This window comes from Anabaenopsis sp. FSS-46 (genome assembly GCF_029891665.1).
GTDB classification, from domain to species: domain Bacteria; phylum Cyanobacteriota; class Cyanobacteriia; order Cyanobacteriales; family Nostocaceae; genus Anabaenopsis; species Anabaenopsis arnoldii.
Window position 1 is genome coordinate 1 of sequence record NZ_JANQDG010000061.1, and the last position, 16954, is coordinate 16954.

The 16954-nt window shown below is 41.8% G+C and carries 15 protein-coding genes and 1 tRNA gene; 10 read left to right on the plus strand and 6 right to left on the minus strand.

Going from position 1 to position 16954, the window contains the following annotated elements; translation table 11 throughout:
- Together NWP21_RS06270 and NWP21_RS06275 are read right to left on the minus strand one after the other, a co-directional pair.
- A partial coding sequence (locus NWP21_RS06270) for a DUF1156 domain-containing protein (RefSeq protein WP_280792022.1) occupies positions 1–491 on the minus strand: 491 nt, incomplete at its 3' end.
- A gap of 156 nt (positions 492–647) precedes the next feature.
- Complete coding sequence (locus NWP21_RS06275) at positions 648–1919, minus strand: hypothetical protein (protein WP_280792023.1); 1272 nt, start codon at positions 1917–1919, stop codon at positions 648–650.
- A gap of 71 nt (positions 1920–1990) precedes the next feature.
- On the opposite strand from NWP21_RS06275, the gene NWP21_RS06280 reads away from it, so the two are divergent.
- Entirely contained in the window at positions 1991–2578 is a 588-nt protein-coding gene (locus NWP21_RS06280; RefSeq protein ID WP_280792055.1) for a chromophore lyase CpcT/CpeT, read from the plus strand.
- 20 nt (positions 2579–2598) lie between these two features.
- Here NWP21_RS06280 and cpdA read toward each other — a convergent pair whose 3' ends face one another.
- Positions 2599–3396 carry a 3',5'-cyclic-AMP phosphodiesterase gene (cpdA, locus tag NWP21_RS06285; RefSeq protein WP_280792024.1) on the minus strand — a complete coding sequence of 266 codons (798 nt, stop codon included), beginning with the start codon at positions 3394–3396 and terminating at the stop codon, positions 2599–2601.
- Positions 3397–3759: 363 nt separating this feature from the next.
- Between cpdA and NWP21_RS06290 the strand changes: the two genes are divergently transcribed.
- The 6 genes from NWP21_RS06290 (at position 3760) to NWP21_RS06315 (ending at position 9146) form a co-directional block, all read left to right on the plus strand.
- Positions 3760–3831: transfer RNA gene (locus tag NWP21_RS06290), tRNA-Cys, on the plus strand.
- A gap of 172 nt (positions 3832–4003) precedes the next feature.
- Positions 4004–5218, plus strand: a complete 1215-nt coding sequence (locus NWP21_RS06295; RefSeq protein WP_280792025.1) for a bifunctional sterol desaturase/short chain dehydrogenase — start codon at positions 4004–4006, stop codon at positions 5216–5218.
- A 106-nt stretch (positions 5219–5324) separates the two neighbouring features.
- Positions 5325–6608, plus strand: a complete 1284-nt coding sequence (locus tag NWP21_RS06300) for an ABC exporter membrane fusion protein (RefSeq protein WP_280792026.1) — start codon at positions 5325–5327, stop codon at positions 6606–6608.
- Positions 6609–6844: 236 nt separating this feature from the next.
- Positions 6845–8008 carry an ABC transporter permease DevC gene (gene devC, locus NWP21_RS06305; protein ID WP_280792027.1) on the plus strand — a complete coding sequence of 388 codons (1164 nt, stop codon included), beginning with the start codon at positions 6845–6847 and terminating at the stop codon, positions 8006–8008.
- A gap of 87 nt (positions 8009–8095) precedes the next feature.
- Positions 8096–8302, plus strand: a complete 207-nt coding sequence (locus tag NWP21_RS06310) for a glycogen debranching protein (RefSeq protein WP_200986888.1) — start codon at positions 8096–8098, stop codon at positions 8300–8302.
- 298 nt (positions 8303–8600) lie between these two features.
- Complete coding sequence (locus tag NWP21_RS06315) at positions 8601–9146, plus strand: methylmalonic aciduria and homocystinuria type D protein (RefSeq protein ID WP_280792028.1); 546 nt, start codon at positions 8601–8603, stop codon at positions 9144–9146.
- Between the two features lie 210 nt (positions 9147–9356).
- Here the strand turns inward: NWP21_RS06315 and NWP21_RS06320 are convergent, their stop codons facing one another.
- Entirely contained in the window at positions 9357–10421 is a 1065-nt protein-coding gene (locus NWP21_RS06320) for a potassium channel protein (protein WP_280792029.1), read from the minus strand.
- A gap of 151 nt (positions 10422–10572) precedes the next feature.
- On the opposite strand from NWP21_RS06320, the gene NWP21_RS06325 reads away from it, so the two are divergent.
- Positions 10573–11856 carry an aspartate aminotransferase family protein gene (locus NWP21_RS06325; protein ID WP_280792056.1) on the plus strand — a complete coding sequence of 428 codons (1284 nt, stop codon included), beginning with the start codon at positions 10573–10575 and terminating at the stop codon, positions 11854–11856.
- 80 nt (positions 11857–11936) lie between these two features.
- Here the strand turns inward: NWP21_RS06325 and tsaB are convergent, their stop codons facing one another.
- Together tsaB and NWP21_RS06335 are read right to left on the minus strand one after the other, a co-directional pair.
- Positions 11937–12596, minus strand: a complete 660-nt coding sequence (gene tsaB, locus NWP21_RS06330; RefSeq protein WP_271734794.1) for a tRNA (adenosine(37)-N6)-threonylcarbamoyltransferase complex dimerization subunit type 1 TsaB — start codon at positions 12594–12596, stop codon at positions 11937–11939.
- A gap of 185 nt (positions 12597–12781) precedes the next feature.
- Positions 12782–13030 carry a Ycf34 family protein gene (locus tag NWP21_RS06335; protein WP_280792030.1) on the minus strand — a complete coding sequence of 83 codons (249 nt, stop codon included), beginning with the start codon at positions 13028–13030 and terminating at the stop codon, positions 12782–12784.
- An 89-nt stretch (positions 13031–13119) separates the two neighbouring features.
- Between NWP21_RS06335 and NWP21_RS06340 the strand changes: the two genes are divergently transcribed.
- Together NWP21_RS06340 and NWP21_RS06345 are read left to right on the plus strand one after the other, a co-directional pair.
- Positions 13120–14403, plus strand: coding sequence for a CCA tRNA nucleotidyltransferase (locus tag NWP21_RS06340; protein ID WP_280792031.1), 1284 nt, complete (start codon positions 13120–13122; stop codon positions 14401–14403).
- Positions 14404–14405: 2 nt separating this feature from the next.
- Positions 14406–16787 (plus strand): hypothetical protein, encoded by a 2382-nt coding sequence (locus tag NWP21_RS06345; protein ID WP_280792032.1) that lies wholly within the window; start codon positions 14406–14408, stop codon positions 16785–16787.
- Positions 16788–16954 lie beyond the last annotated feature (167 nt).

Consider the following 16954-nt stretch of genomic DNA (forward strand, 5'->3'; position numbering starts at 1 on the left):
TGTCCTTCTAGGGGTATGGAACCACCGCCACAGAAGGGGTCATAAACTGGGGGTGCGTAGGTTTGTAGGTATGTCAGTACTTTTGCGGGTTCTGTGGGTGGTGTTTCGTTGCGACTCCAGGCTAAACAGCGGGCGATTTCTGCTTGGGCGGTTTGGATAATTTCCGGTTTGTTGATACTGTCCCAGGATACTAAACCTTGTACTACTTGCTCTTGTTTACCTTTTTTTTCTAGGGTAGCAATTTTGCCAATGATATCAAATAGGCGTTGTCTTTCTTGTGCTTGGTCTGCTTCTGTGGGGAATTTGTCGGGGTGACTAGAGGGGTCATCGACTAAGGAAGCAAATAATACGGCTCTACAAGTGGCTGTAGGTTTTCTTGACCACCATAAATGGAGTGTGGAAGGATGTCCGTGTCTGATGGATTTTTCCCTGGCTGATTCTTGGTTGATGGCTTCTAGGGGTAGGGCGACTTCTATTAATTTTTTTATCATCAGAGTAACCAGGGAATACTAGGGAATACTTATGATATTAATTTACCTCATGGGATGGTGAATGGGGATATTGGGTGAAGTATTTCTACAAAATGATTAATTGTATTGAAGAAATGTTGAAATTTTTAGCATATGGAGATTGACGCTACCAATAGGCTAAACTAAGAAAGTACAACAATATTCCCTGTTCCCTGAAACTAAACAACTTTGTACCTCACGAGCATGGGAAATGCTATATTTTGAGGCTTTCTCAATCTGCTGGATAAAGTATGTTTCTTGATGTTTGAGTTGTTGAGCCAGTTCTAATCCTTTTTCAAAGGCTATGAGTGCTTGGGAATAGTCCTGAGTTTGTAAATACAATTGACCCATTTGATCATAAGCCGCCATCATGCCATAATAATTCATGGCTTGCTCTTGGGTTTCTATTAAAATTTGGCTGACTTGTAAAGCTGCGTCTGTTTGTCCTTGGTCAATATATAAAGAAATTATTTTTTGTAAAGCTTCCCCAGCCCGAACATATTGCCGCGATTCCATGGCTATAATATAACCTTGTTGATAGTTGTTGAATGCTTGTTTGAGTAAACTAGGATTTTTTTGGGCGAGGAGTTGATAATTAGTGCCGATGGCGAGTTGTAATTCTGCTATTTTAGTCAGGTTATTTTCCTGTTGGTAAATTTTTACTATTCTCTGGAGGGTATCTATTGCTGCTTGGGGTTGTTGGTGCTGCTGGTATATATAACTTAGCTGTTGCAGATATACTAACTCCCTGGCGCGATCGCCCTGGTTAGCAGTTAAATTGAATAATTGCTCATAGGTGGCCGCAGCTTGGGGATAATCGAACCAACTCAAATGGAGTTCGCCAATTGTGGTCAGGGTTTGCAATACTGCTGCTGTATCTTGTTGCTGTTGTACTACTGTTAAAACTTGCTCATAGGCTTGTAAAGCTAATTTAGGCGATCGCACTTGCTGGTATGCTTCACCGAGCGATCGCATTAATTCCCAATCAAAACCCTTAGCTTTTTGGGCTGACTGCTGGATAGTTTGTAGCCGCTGTGTAATATATCTTACTTGCTCCCTGTCATTTTCACCCCATGCGATCGCACCAAACCGGGACAAGGCTTTTACTTCCGCGAATACACCTAAATAGCGGCGTAACCGTATTTCCCGGTTCCAAATCGCAAAAGCTCCTGGTTGGTCTCCCCCTTGTAATTTAGCTGTAGCTTCCTGATTCAAAGCATCTAAAGCCCTCTCTAAGTTTTCCCGTTGTGGGATAGTTAACTGCTGTTTATCCCTCAAAGGCGGTAGCAGTGGGTCAGGTGTGGTAAGTTCTAGGGGATTGGGCGTAAATTGAGCCTGTGCTAGGGTAACCGCAGTATGAAACTGACAGAGGATAACTAGACTAACAGTAATATACAAGTGCCTGAGCATCGATAATTTACCTCAGATGTGATCATCCCAAGCCTTAAAATAAAGCTAGATAATTTAAATTAACATCTGTAATTACTAATTCCATGGATCTTACCACCTTAGCCCGCTGGATGGCGGCTGATTTTAGTAATCAAGCACAAGCCTTTGAAAATCCGCCCTTTTTTGCCCATATTCGCGTGTGTATGCGCCCCCTACCTGTAGAATTATTATCAGGGGTGAGTTTATTTGTCGAACAAGCCTATGATTATATGCTCAATGACCCCTACCGTGTGCGGGTGTTAAAATTGGTCAACGCTGGCGATCGCATCGAGATTGAAAACTACACCGTCAAATCAGAAGAAAATTTTTATGGCGCATCCCGTAACCTCCCACGCTTACAAACTTTAACTAAGGACTGCTTAGAAAAGCTACCAGGATGTAATATGATTGTAGAGTGGTCTGGTAACAGCTTCAAAGGTAAGGTAGAACCCGGTAAAGGTTGTATTGTTTTTCGTAAAGGACAAAAAACCTACCTAGATAGTGAATTTGAAATTGACGAAGACAAATTTATCAGCCTTGACCGAGGCCGGGATTTAGACACTAACCAACATATTTGGGGTTCTGTCGCAGGTCCATTTTACTTTGTCCGTCGCCAAACTTTTGCCGATGAGGTAATATAGGTAACACAAATATAGTTCAATTAAGATACTGTAGCAACTAACTCCAATGGCTGGAAATAAGGAACTCTTTCTACTGTAGTTTCCCACATCCCATTGGGGTAGAGTTTTAACAACCGAAAACCCGGGTATTTTGAGTCAATCATCAAAGTAGGGCTTTGGGTGCGGAACTGTAGTCCCGTCGAGGGAGTACCCAGGTAGTGAACTTGGCCGCGTTGGCGTTGAAATTCCTGATGGATGTGACCAAATAAGACTAACTTCACCTGGGGATGGCGATCGAGAACAGCAAATAATTCTTGGGGATTTTGCAAACTGCTATGATCTAACCACGGTGAATTGACTGCAAAAGGGGGGTGATGTAGCGCCACTAAAGTGGGATGATCTCCCAATATTGTCAACTCACGGTTGAGCCGATCGAGAGTTTTACCCGCAAGATAACCATGGCTACAACCGGGAACACAAGAATCTAGTAAAATAAAATTCCACCCACCCCGCTTAAAAGACTTGCGCCGGGAAATCATCCCCATATTTAAGATATTATCCATGGCGATCGCACAGTCATTATTTCCCGGTAACCAATAAACAGGTATTCGTAGTGGGTTCAGCAGACTTTGGAGATTGTCATAAGACTGAAGATTACCATCCCCAGATAAATTTCCCGTCACTAGCAGTAGATCAAGTTCATTCCCGAATGCGTGTAATTTGTCTACAATAGCCTGGAAAGACTTTATAGTAGGCATTCCCAGCATTTTATGATTTTCCGAGCCAAACAGATGTATATCCGTGATTTGGACAATTGACATGGGAGATACTTGATTCATTTTCACTGATTATCATATTTGCTGAATATCTGATTCTGTCTTGGCAGTAACTCACCCGGGTCATACTGATCTTTAATGTCACCATAGAACTAAAAACCATCAATCAACATGGAATTTATCAAAATCTCTGAATTTTTATCCATCTTAAGAGTGAAATTGTATTTTTTTTTGTATTTTAAGTCACGCATATTTGCCAAAAATTCATCAATTCCTCACACTTTCCCTATATATCTTTATCTCGCCTTACCATCTCCCGGGGTGTTAAAATGCCATTAACCACTAAATTCCCTCAACTCCAGAAAAATTTCCTCAGACGTATGGCGTAAATTTGTGGAATGTGTTATCATCAGCAAATATGAAAGCGGCGACATAGCCAAGTGGTAAGGCAGAGGTCTGCAAAACCTTTATCCCCCGGTTCAAATCCGGGTGTCGCCTTCAGGGGTATAGACATTTCAGTCTTACCTCAATATTTTATTTATCACCGCGCCCTAAAATGGCAAGTCTGGGATAACAAAAATTTCCCCAGTAATCTTTTTTGTCAATCCAAGTTATCCTATTCTTGTCAGAATATAAAGAAAGATTAAGATTAAGTGGTGTGCTGGAAAAGATGACTATATTCAGTCCAATTAATTGGGTGGTGGTAAATACCTGTGTGCAGTTTGCTGGGTGGGGAGTGTTTTCACTGCTCCTGGCCGAAGTATTCAGAGATAGTTACCATGTTTTGTGTCACCAGGTGAAATGGTTAGCTAAATGGCACAATAAGCATCATCAAGTATATCGGCGGGATTTGTCTATAGTCTCCCTACAAGCTTACCAGGATTCCCAACTGTATCATGATGTGGTTGAGTCCGGTTTACTAGTGGTGGTTTTAACAATCATTGCCTTACTGGTTAACCACATGGGGTTATGGCTGGGAGTAGTTTATGGCTGTACTTTCTTGTATGGCGCTTCTGTGCGGTATTTTTCTGGTAAAATCGATACAGACTACAACCACTTACCTGGACCTTTACAAATCATCCCTTCTGTGTGGTGGGTCAATCGTTCCTACCATTGGCGACATCATTTTGATGATGTCAATGCTTACTACAGTGGTGTATTTCCCCTAGTGGATAAAATACTGGGTACAGGACTATCCCTGAAAGGTAAAACCGTCGCTTTAACAGGAGCATCCGGCGCTCTGGGTCAAGCATTAGCAGCAGAACTACTCAAGCATAATGCTAAAGTAGTCGCCTTAACCACCAACCCCGAAAAATTAGCACCCCAGAGTAATTTCAAAGTGCTTTCCTGGGAATTGGGGAATGAAGCCCAACTTAAGGATAGTTTGAAGAAAGTCGATATCTTGATTATTAATCACGGTGTGAATGTCTACAACAATCGCACACCGGAGGCGATCGCCACCTCCTATGAGGTGAACACTTTTTCCGCAGTGCGACTGATAGATATATTTCTAACTACAGTCACCGGACCCCAAGACAAAGCCACCAAGGAAATTTGGGTGAATACTTCCGAAGCTGAAGTTTCCCCCGCTTTCAGTCCCCTGTATGAACTGAGTAAACGCACATTAGGGAATATTGTTACCCTCAAGCGTTTAGATGGAAGTTGTGTAATTCGTAAGTTAATACTCGGTCCGTTCAAAAGTTCACTAAATCCCTATGGAGTCATGTCAGCCCAGCAGGTGGCTCGTGGTATCTTGTTTTTAGCACGGCGAGATTACCGAAATATTATTGTCACTATCAATCCTCTGACCTATTTGCTGTTTCCTCTCAAGGAAGCAACTACATGGTTTTACTACCGGGTTTTTAGTAAGATGACTCAGAATTAGGCACATACAAATCATAGTGGGTCACTGACTCTGCATTGACCCCGATGAAGCGCGCTGTAACTCCTAAACCCCAGCGATCGCAAGCACACTAATTAAAGAGGTAAAAATGTCCCCAAATGTGCGATTTAAAATTCCCCATCAAAAGTTAATCATATTAGTGGTAGGTGCAACGGTAATCACATCGGGAATTGCTATTTATGGACTATCCCAGTTTAATTTAAGTAGTGAAAATACCGTAGCCCAAGAAAATCAGCCAACTGCAACCAGAGTTACCGCATTAGGAAGACTAGAACCAGAAACAGAAGTAATTAGCCTATCAGCACCACTACAATTAGATGGCGATCGCATAGCTGAGATTTTAGTACAGGAAGGAGAGCCAGTCAAATCTGGGCAAGTAGTAGCAATTCTCGACTCAAGAACCCGTCTGCAAACTGCTGTAGTCCAAGCAGAAAAACAGCTCAGAGTTGCTGTTGCTAAACTAGCTCAAATTCAAGCTGGGGCTAAAACTGGAGAAATTCAGGCGCAACAAGCAACAATTGAACGTTTACAAGCTGAGTTAGAAACAGACATCATCGCCCAGCAAGAAGCGATCGCCCGCATAGAAGCACAATGGCTAGGGGAAAGGATAGCACAAGAGGCGACAATTAACAAACTGCAAGCAGAACTGAATAACGCCCAAGGGGAATATCAACGTTATCAGCAACTATCTGCTCAGGGAGTAATTTCTCATTCTTTATTTGACAATAAACGCTTAAGTTTAGACATCGCACAACAGCAACTAAAACAAGCGCAAGCAGTTCTCAATCGCATTAACTCCACAGCAACCAGAGAATTAACCCAAGCGCAAGTCGCGCTCAAGCGCATCAACTCCACCGGGAATAAACAAATCACACAAGCAAAAGCCAGACTCAACAGTATTGCTGAAATTCGCCCCGTAGATATAGAACTAGCCAAAACTGAAATTGAGAATGCAACCGCCGTACTCAAACAAATGAAAACCGACTTAGAATCTGCCTATATTAAAGCACCAATACAGGGACAAATCCTCAAAATTCAAGCCCGCAAGGGCGAAAAAATTGGGGATGATGGAATCGCGCAACTAGCACAAACCCAGCAAATGATCGCCATAGCAGAAGTATATCAAACCGATATTAGTAAAATTCAACTAGGACAATCAGCAGTAGTTACCAGTCAAGCATTTAATGGTGAATTGCGCGGGACAGTTTCTCAAATTGGCTTACAGGTAAATAGACAAAACGTATTTAGCAACCAACCAGGGGAAAACCTAGATAGTCGAGTCATTGAGGTAAGAATTCGCCTAGATCCCACAGACAGTAAAAAAGTAGCGGGATTAACTAACTTACAAGTGCAAACAGCCATTGAATTATAACACTCAGAGGATGTTTTAAAGGTATGATTAGTGTATCAAATATTGTTTTACCCTACCCTCACCCTCCCCTTGTGAAGGGAATAGGACTTGATTTTATTGCTTCCCCCCATTCCCCATTCCCCATTCCCCATTCCCCATTCCCTATTCCCTGTTCCCCATTCCCCATTCCCTGTTCCCTGTTCCCTGTTCCCTAAGATGCAATTTACCTGTTGAAAAGTTATAAAACAACCTCTCATATGTTTTTCAAATTTTTACATAAAACCCCCCTTGCATGGCGACAGTTAATGAAAGAAAAAACTCGTTTACTAGTCGCAGTCGCAGGTATTACATTTGCTGATATGCTGATGTTTATTCAGCTAGGGTTTGAAAGTGCGCTATTTGACGCAGCTACCAAACCGCATCGGAACCTACAAGCAGATTTAGTTTTAATTAATCCCCAATTTCAAACTTTATTTTCAGTCAAAAGCTTTTCTAGAGAGCGACTTTATCAAACATTGGGTTATGAGGGTGTACAATCAGTAAATTCTGTTTATATTGGCACTGGACAATGGCGCAATCCCCAAACACGTTTGGATCGTGCTATTTTAGTTTGGGGTATCGACCCTGTAGCACCGGCGTTTAAATTTCCCCAAGTACAAAATCAGCATCATCTCAAATCATTGTATCAAGTTCTGTTTGATCAAGATGGTCGTCCAGAATATGGCGCAGTGGGTGATATTTTCGCAACAACAGGTAACTTTAACACAGAACTCAATAATAAAGCCATCAGTGTTCGGGGGTTATTTAATAATGGTGCTTCCTTTGCTGCGGATGGGAATGTCATTACCAGTGACTCTACCTTTTTACAACTCTTCCCCGAACGCCAAAGAGATCAGATAGAGGTAGGATTAATTACACTTAAACCTAGTGTAAATATTGAGAAAATGCGATCGCAACTAGCCGCCGGCTTACCCAATGATATTAGCGTATTAACCATAGCAGATTTCGCCCAAATAGAACAGACTTACTGGGCCGAGAGTACTGGGATTGGCTTCATTTTTGGTTTAGGTGTGGTAGTGGGTTTTATTGTCGGTATAGTCATTGTCTACCAGATTCTTTACTCTGATGTCTCCGAACACCTACCAGAATACGCCACCCTCAAAGCCATTGGATATACCGATGGCTATCTGTTGGGGGTTTTGCTACAAGAGGCGTTATTTTTAGCTGTTTTAGGTTATATCCCCGCTTTGTTCCTCTCATTTGGATTATATCAGTTAACCTACGCCGCCACCATGCTACCCATAACTATGAAGGTAGAACGAGCCATAACTGTATTTATTCTCACAGTCATCATGTGTAGTATTTCCGGCGCGATCGCCATAGGTAAACTACGTAAAGCTGACCCAGCTGATGTTTTCTAATTCCCAGCAGTTGTGAGTTTATGAAAGTCCCACCCTTGAGTAGTATTCTAAAAACATAAATTAAATTACCTTAGGGGGATGTATCCTATGACAATTTGGGTAAACGAGCAAATTGATCCTTCCGGTATGATTCACGCTTGTATTGCTTGTTGTGATGAATCCCAAGCCAAACACTGTCATCAATCCTTTGAAGAAAATTTGACTGATAGCCAAAAATTAGCCGGTTGGGTAGCACAATTGCGAATAGTTAACTCTTGGGATGAAGTCCCAGTTAATGCGCTCAAACTTAATTAGACACCAGTCTTCTATCAAGGTCATACCTTTGAGGTTTTGACCTTTATTTTTCTACCAGTGGGGGAATTTTCCCTCATACAAGTATTAAATGTATGATAATTTATACGTATCACCTAATAAACCATAAACATCAGACTCAAAAAATCAACACTCATACACAACAAATTTTAAGAAACATCAATAATTATGCAAATTTCATGAGTTTTATGAACTTTTAAGAGTTATCATCATAGCAATAGTTTAATGTAAAACTTGCGAAACCCGAATTAATATAGTGAACTATTCCCCAGTTTACACTATGGCTAACGCCACGCTATCGCTATCGGAGCAAACCTGTCCTATTAATTTAGTTGGCGAAACAGGACAAGCAGTGCAGATTTCTATTCATCCCCCCAGCCATTATATCTGTGCCAACTGCGAACAGATATTACCAGACTGGAAAAATCAAGCCTGTATATGGGTCGTAATTGTTTTACAGCAATCACGTTATCAACTAGTAAAAAGAACCACCGCAATAGAATTAGAGAAAGAACGCTTACGAGAAAATTTTATGCGGTTTGGTTGCGATTTAGCATTTAAACTCAGAGATTGCGGCTATTTAACAGACCTGATTGATCCTCGCACTGGCTATCCTTTACTGTCACGTCCGGGAAAAATTCCCCACAATGACACAGCAGTAGTGCAAGCTTTGCTCAACTATCCAGTCATGAAAAACAAATGTCGTGTACTGATTCATCCCCTATGGGGTGCAGCAGTTTATCCGAGTATTTTAATATCAGCTGCACCCCCAAGAATTATCGCCACTTTTACTAAAGAGATTGCACCCTTACACGGTTGGAATTGAATTTAAATCAAATATCAAGGGAACACCGGAACAGGGAACACCGGAACAGGGAATGGGGAATGGGAAATAGGGAACACCGGAACAGGGAATGGGAAATAGGGAACACCGGAACAGGGAATGGGGAATGGGAAATAGGGAACAGGGAATGGGGAGCTTGGTGTATACTTTATTAGACACACACCAAAGGCTTTACTTGAATGTTGGGATTAATTAAATATTTCTCCCTCGGTGTCGTGGTTGAGCATTAATAGGGATGAGAATTTGGTTAAGCCTACGTAATTGCTCTGATGTTCCCAGGCAAATTAGTGTATCTCCAGGTAATAACATAGTATCCCCAGTCGGACCGCCAATCAGACTACCATCAGCGCGGCGAATCGCAATCACTAAAGCCCCAGATTGCGATCGCAACCTTGTTTCTTTTAAACTCTGACCCACCAGAGGACATACCAGGGGGTCTACTAGAAACTGTTCCATATAAAACTGGCGGTCTGCACTAGAGATAAAACCATCCACAAAATCCAACACCTGCGGTCTTAAGGCCGCCGCCGCCATCCGCTTACCACCAGTAATATAAGGTGAAACCACGATATCTGCCCCGCCGCGTTGTATTTTTTTTGCCGATTCCTCCGTACTAGCCCGGGCGATCGCTCTAATTTTCGGATTCAGTGTTTTTGCAGTCAATACAGTATATAAATTTTCCGCATCAGAAGGTAAAGCCGCCACAATACAAACCGCTCGGTCTACCCCCACCCTCAAGAGGGTATCATCCAAAGTGACATCGCCCTGGTATGCTATGTAATTTTGTGCTTGTGCCTGTTCTACAGATTCTAAATCCGAATCAACCACCACAAAAGGTGCGCCTTCGGCCTGAAATTCCTTAGCAATTTGACGGCCAGTGCGACTAAATCCACAGATGATATAATGTTGTGTCAGGGTTTCCATTAACCTTCTCTGCTGCCGTAATCTCATTCCTTCTTGAAAGTAGCCTTGAATCACGGCTTCTGTAAATCTATTGATCATGTAACCAATAGTGACTACACCCAACAAAATCAAGGCAATTGTAAATAATCGTCCTTGTCTACTCAAGGGATTAGTCTCCCCAAACCCCACAGTAGTTAAGGTAATCACCGTCATATAAGCCGCTTCTTCCCATGACCACCCCTCCATGAACTTGTACCATAAAGTACCGGTCAGAAAAACGCCCCCCAGGGAAATAGTCCCCAAGGTCAGTTCTTGTTGGAGTCTTCGGTATTTTTTCTCAAGTGTGGAATACAAAGTTATTTTACCGTTACCATTATTTGGCAGAATATTTAACCGTTAACCTAGAAAAAAGTATCAGATTTAATAAATAAAATGTTATTTTTAATAATTTCTAGCAAACTAGTAAGTGACTATTAAAATTAAAGAGATATCAGGAGGCGCGGCCGTGAGTATCGAAACTCTCATTGAGCAAGCTACCATCCCCCCAACATCAAATTCTATGTCATCCAGCCCTTTTGACCCTGATAGCTTCAATGAAGCTGTTATGTCAACCTATGCTCGGTTCCCCCTAGCCTTAGATCGGGGTGCAGGTTGTCGGGTTTGGGATACCCAGGGACGTGAATATCTGGACTTTGTGGCCGGAATAGCCACTTGCACCCTGGGACACGCCCACCCGGCTATGGTAGAGGCGGTAACGCGCCAAATCCAAAAGCTGCACCATGTTTCTAATTTGTACTACATTCCCGAACAAGGTCAATTAGCCCAATGGATAGTTGAACACTCCTGTGCAGACCGGGTATTTTTCTGTAATTCCGGTGCTGAAGCTAACGAAGCAGCCATTAAACTAGCCCGCAAATATGCTCACACGGTTCTAGAAATTGACAAACCGATTATCCTCACAGCCAATGCTAGTTTCCACGGTCGCACTTTGGCCACAATCACCGCCACCGGACAACCGAAGTATCAAAAATACTTTGATCCTTTAGTCCCCGGCTTTGAATATGTTCCCTATAACGATGTTAGTGCCTTTGAGGCAGCAATTAGTGAGTTAGATGAAGGTGATTATCGTGTCGCCGCAATTCTAATTGAACCCTTGCAAGGAGAGGGTGGTGTCCGCCCAGGGGATCTGGCTTATTTCCAAAAGCTACGGCGACTTTGTGATGAAACTGGTATTTTGTTGATGTTCGACGAAGTGCAAGTTGGTATGGGACGCACCGGTAAGTTATGGGGTTATGAATATCTGGGCGTAGAACCAGATATCTTTACCAGTGCGAAAGGTTTGGGTGGCGGTATCCCCATTGGGGCGATGATGAGTAAGAAATTCTGCGATGTTTTTCAACCAGGAGAACACGCCAGTACTTTTGGCGGTAACCCCTTTGTTTGTGGCGTGGCCTTGGCTGTCTGTCAGACTTTGGAAAAAGAAAATATTTTGCAGAATGTGGAAACCAGGGGTACTCAGTTACGTGATGGATTAAACGCCATCGCCGCTAAATATCCCCATGTGATTTCTGAAGTCCGCGGTTGGGGTTTAATTAATGGTATGGAGTTACAAGCAGATATTCAGATCACCGCCGCTGATATTGTGCAGGTGGCTATAGATCAGGGTCTGTTGTTAGTACCCGCAGGTCCCAAGGTTGTCCGCTTCGTACCCCCGTTGATTGTCACTGAGGCGGAAATCAATTTGGCTTTACAAGCTGTTGAACAAGCGATCGCTTCTTTGACAGCTTAGTTGTATATCCTCAGCGAGGATGGGTTGTACCTGTCTCTCGCTGTTCCACCCAGGAAAGAAGCAGAAGATGTCAAAATATGTTAATTTTCTACGGGGTGCTGCCCATAATATGGTTGAGCATCGAACCAATGGGGATGTTTACCTTCTTGCCAATCTAAATAAGCCAATTCCAAAATACTGCCTACAGTTATAGCCAAGTTAGATGTAGCTTTAATTAGTTTATATTCACTCTGCCAGTTAGCTAAGGTTTCTTGCCATGCTTCCGGTGTGAATACAGTATCCGGTAATAAGGCTCTGATGCTCGACTTATCAGGGGATGGTTCATATATCCCACCAAACACTTTTCCCCTTTGTGCTGGCATTTCTACGGCTATTACCCCCGATTTTTCCCGGTTTTGAGGTTTTTTAGCCCAAGCCAATGCCGCTAAGGTAGAAATCGTAAATACAGGGATATTTAATTGTTGTCCTAAGGTGCGAGCAATGACAAGGCCTATCCTAGTCCCGGTAAAACCACCAGGACCTTTAGCTACAGCAATAAATCCTAACTCTTCCCAAGTGTGGGGCTTAATAAATTCTACTAAGTATTGATGGACGTAACTAGATAAATCACGCCCCAAATCCCAAGTATGAGCACGACTTTCACTATTAAAATCACTGATAGCCAAACCCAGTGAGGGAGTGGTTGTGTGTAGGGATAATGCGTATGGTTTGGCTCCAAGGTCTTCTAGTTGTTCAATCACGGCTAATTACAATGGTATATTCCACAGTCATTTAACCTCTATGTTAGATGCACATCACACTTACAAAGCAACTGAGTACATTAAACGATAAGAATCCATACAGGAGGAAACATCGCCCTGATTTTTGCCCAAACGGCTACCTGCGTCACTCAGTAGTAGCCGCCTTCAATGATAATTGTATTGGTTCAGGTTGGTACTAGTTCTCCAGGACGCAATTTTGACCACTTACCCACTTCCTGCTTAAAGCTCAAACAACCCACCACGTCCCACTCCATTTCAATGATATCTTGGCTGGTACGAATGTTGACGTTGATGGAAGGTTCACTCGGATCAAAGGTGGGATTTTTAGTTAGGTGCGGCTGTTGGTGCTGTGTTTCTACCGCGTGGTAGGTTTGACAGCGGTCTACGTAGTGGCAGTTCACACAAATACACATAATCGAACTGACTCCAAAAACCTATTTTACTGTTAATGTTAATGTAACTTAAGCCCAAGTTGTATTCACTAGTTGTTGGGTTGATTTTTATGACAATCCACAGTTTGAGAAATCTCACTCTAGTTACCGAAAATTGCCCTTTTAACTGGCAACTTCTCCCTCCATCTGCTTATATGGTAGGTGGTGCAGTGCGTGATGCCCTGTTGAGTAAGACTCGTGAATATTTGGATCTCGATTTTATTATTCCCTCTCAGGCGGTGCTGTTAGCTCACACCATCGCCCGCCATTATCATGCTGGTTTTGTGCTACTCGACCCCGAAAGGCAAATCGCTCGGGTGGTATTTCCCAACGCTACAGCCGATTTTGCCCAACAGGAGGGAGATAGTTTAGAGGCAGATTTATCAAGAAGAGATTTTACCATTAATGCGATCGCCTATCATCCCCATACCCAAACCATCTTCGACCCCTTACACGGTTATGATGATTTACAACGGCGTATATTACGCATGGTATCACCAGCTAACCTCAAAGATGACCCCCTGCGATTAATGCGGGCATATCGTCAAGCCGCCCAACTTGGTTTTACCATTGAACCAACTACTCAGGCAACTATTACCACCTTAGCACCACAGATCACACAAGTCGCCCCCGAACGAGTACGGGGAGAAATTGCTTATTTATTAGCAAATCCTCAAGGCACATTTTGGCTAGTTAAAGCCGCCTCACATCATTTACTTGCGCCTTTCTTTCCCCATGCTACCCCCGAAAGTTGGCAAAAATTGCCAACAATAGACACAGTAGCTGATTTGATTGCTCAACATTGGCCACAATTAGATGTAAAATTACAACAGCATATCCGGGATACAGTCAAAACTACTTGGTTAGGCATTGCTAAACTTGCTTGTCTAGTTCACCCTGACCCAGAAGTTGCTAAAATCCAACTCCAAGCACTCACTTACAGCCGTGCTGAAATTCAGGCTGTGACCACCGCCCTAAAGCTGTTTCCCCTACTCAAATCCCCTCATATGTCTGTGAGAGAACAATATTTTTTCTTCCAAGAGGCAGGAAATGTATTTGCGGCTACAATAATTTTAGCCTTAATAAATAATAATTTGGTATCGGCGACCTCAGTCCACAAGTCGCTACGCGCCTATGCACCACTAATCAGCCGGTACCTGAACCCTGATGACCTGGTTGCCCATCCCACTAAATTAGTGAGTGGTGATGAGTTAATCATAGCACTAAATATTCCCCCTTCCCCAAAATTAGGCGAACTATTGACAGAAATTGCCATTGCACAAGCTGAGGGAAAAGTTTCTACCCCAGAACAGGCGATCGCCTTCGGGCAGCAGTTATTATTAAATATAGACTGAAGGTGATTTTTCATCCTCAAGATTATCATGGTCAAAATATCAATTCCTTCTCGACACCAGAAGGAAAACTAGACCCTAACAACCACAATCTAGCTGACTTTGAGAACCATACACCAACATTAATCACCCATCAGGAATTTACTCCGATTATCTTTTCATCCTCATATCACCAGGCGAAATCACGTCATAATTCTCAATCAACTTTAGTAATAAATAACTTACCAGCTGATATCATCCGAACTTTCCTGACTAATTTACATCAACAATCACATAGCAAATACCAGTTAGAAATTTTACCTCTTGCTATATCTGTAAATAATCGTCTAGTAGTACAAAGTACCTTAGTCCGGGGTTATGAAGATGGTCTTAATCCAGTAGACTTAGAGAATTGGCAAATACCCTATGAAGTAGTTTTACAAGCTCTAGACATTCAAACCTCTCAACTACCAGATGGTCAATTAGAACTCCGATCAGCTCATTTTATCCTGGGAATCAATCCCAAAGAACTTACTCTAGACCCAGAATTGGGACGAGTGCTTAAAATTAAAGATATACAAGAATTATTTGATGTCGTAGTCAAATTTGACATTAACAGTTATACATTGCTCATTCAAGCTCCCTGGTTAGATCAAACACCTTCTCAAATAACCAGGAAAAAACCCGAAATAATCACATTAGATGGATTACCAAAAGTCAAAAGTCCACTATTTAGCTTTAGTCATCTTTTACACGCTATACAGTTCAATAGTTCTCATAACCATACCATTCAAAGTTCAGCTAGTTTTCAAGCCATTGGTACAGCTTTTCAGGGAGAATGGAGCTTAGGAGTTCAACAAGGAAATATACTAGAAAACCCAAAATTCCAAATTAATTCCTTTCAATGGGTTAATTCAGATGCACACCAAGACTACATTGTAGGACAGCAACAAACATTATGGCCCAGGACATTCTTTCAGCAATACTGGGGAGTGTCATTAGTCCAGCGCCATGGTTACACCTTGTCACCTACCCAAAGCACTAATATAGAGCAACGCAACCAAGCTACTGACGTTAAACGTACCATTCAGGGAAAAGCCGAACCCGGAACTTTTGTCGTCCTCCGTCCCCAGAGTGACACTAAAAATATCTTAGGTCAAATATTAGTAGATGAAACTGGTATTTATCGCTTTCCTAATGTCAGTAGTGGGGTGTTTGTGATTGAAAAATATCCCCGACGAAGATTAACAGCACAACCCCAAGTTAAAGTAATTAATTTAGCTTTCACACCAGGACAATTATCTTCTGGGACAAGTTCCTCTGTATTTTCTGCTGGTTGGTTATATCAACCCCCATTCCCCCAAAGTTCCCAAATTATCGGCAATTTCTCTAATTTTCAAGCTGGAATCAAAAAAAAGTGGGGAGTTTCCGAAAGTCTCACATTAGGAATAGGTGCATTTTATCATGGCAATATTAATGCTATTGGTGAGGTATTTTTTCATCCTCAAAATCTCCCTTTAAGTGTTTATTTGAGTGCGAATACCCAAGACAGAATCAAATATCCCTCAAATCGTGGCAGCAATATTTATACCCGCATTAAATATCGCATTTCTAACAACACACAAATCAACTTAAATGGAGATTTATACTCACAGACATTAAATTTTAACCATCAATTAAATTTGAATCAAAGTACAACTATGCAGTTGTTTAGCAACATTCAAAATACAGGAACTGGTAGTTTACAAATTAGTTTGCGCCAAAATGATGATAATTTCAATACACAGATATCATTAGACAAAAATCAGAACTTAAATTTTAATAATACCTTGAATTTAGCCAAAGCATATAAAAACTTTATTTTTACCTTCCGTACTAATTTATCGGGAATAGATGCTGAAATTAAATACAATTTACCAAAAGCTAATACTGGGGTGGCGACTAATCAAATCGCATTGAGATATCAAGGTTATCAAAAAAACTATGATATTTTGACAAATCCCATTCCCCAATTTCAAAGAAATTTCTTAGAATTATCTTGGCAATATGCTCAGAAAAATGGATTACAGTGGCGAATAGGAGCCGGTCTGAGTAACGATGGCTCAGGGATAAATGCTACATTCGCTATACCGATGCTTTCAGGATTAAACCTGTCTGCACGATACCAATCAATATCTCAATTTTCCCATGGGTCTTCCTTTCAAATTCAAATTAATAGTAGCTTTAACCTCCAACAAGGTTTCAGAACTATTAACCAGAAATTGGCTACACAAGGGTTATTTATTCAACCCTTCCTTGATCAAAACAGTAATCACAAACTAGACCATGGAGATGAGATAATTACTGAGGACTTAAGGGAACACACCCGAACACACCCAAGGATTGGGAAATCTAACTCATCCCGTTGAGAGTATAGTAAATTACATACAAAAATAGCCCATTACTCGATCATATATATATAGCAACCGCCAAGGTAATTAGGACATTCACTATTCCCTATCCCCTATCCCCTATTCCCTATTCCCTACTCACTATTCCCTACTCACTATTCCCTGTTCCCTGTTCCCTGTTCCCT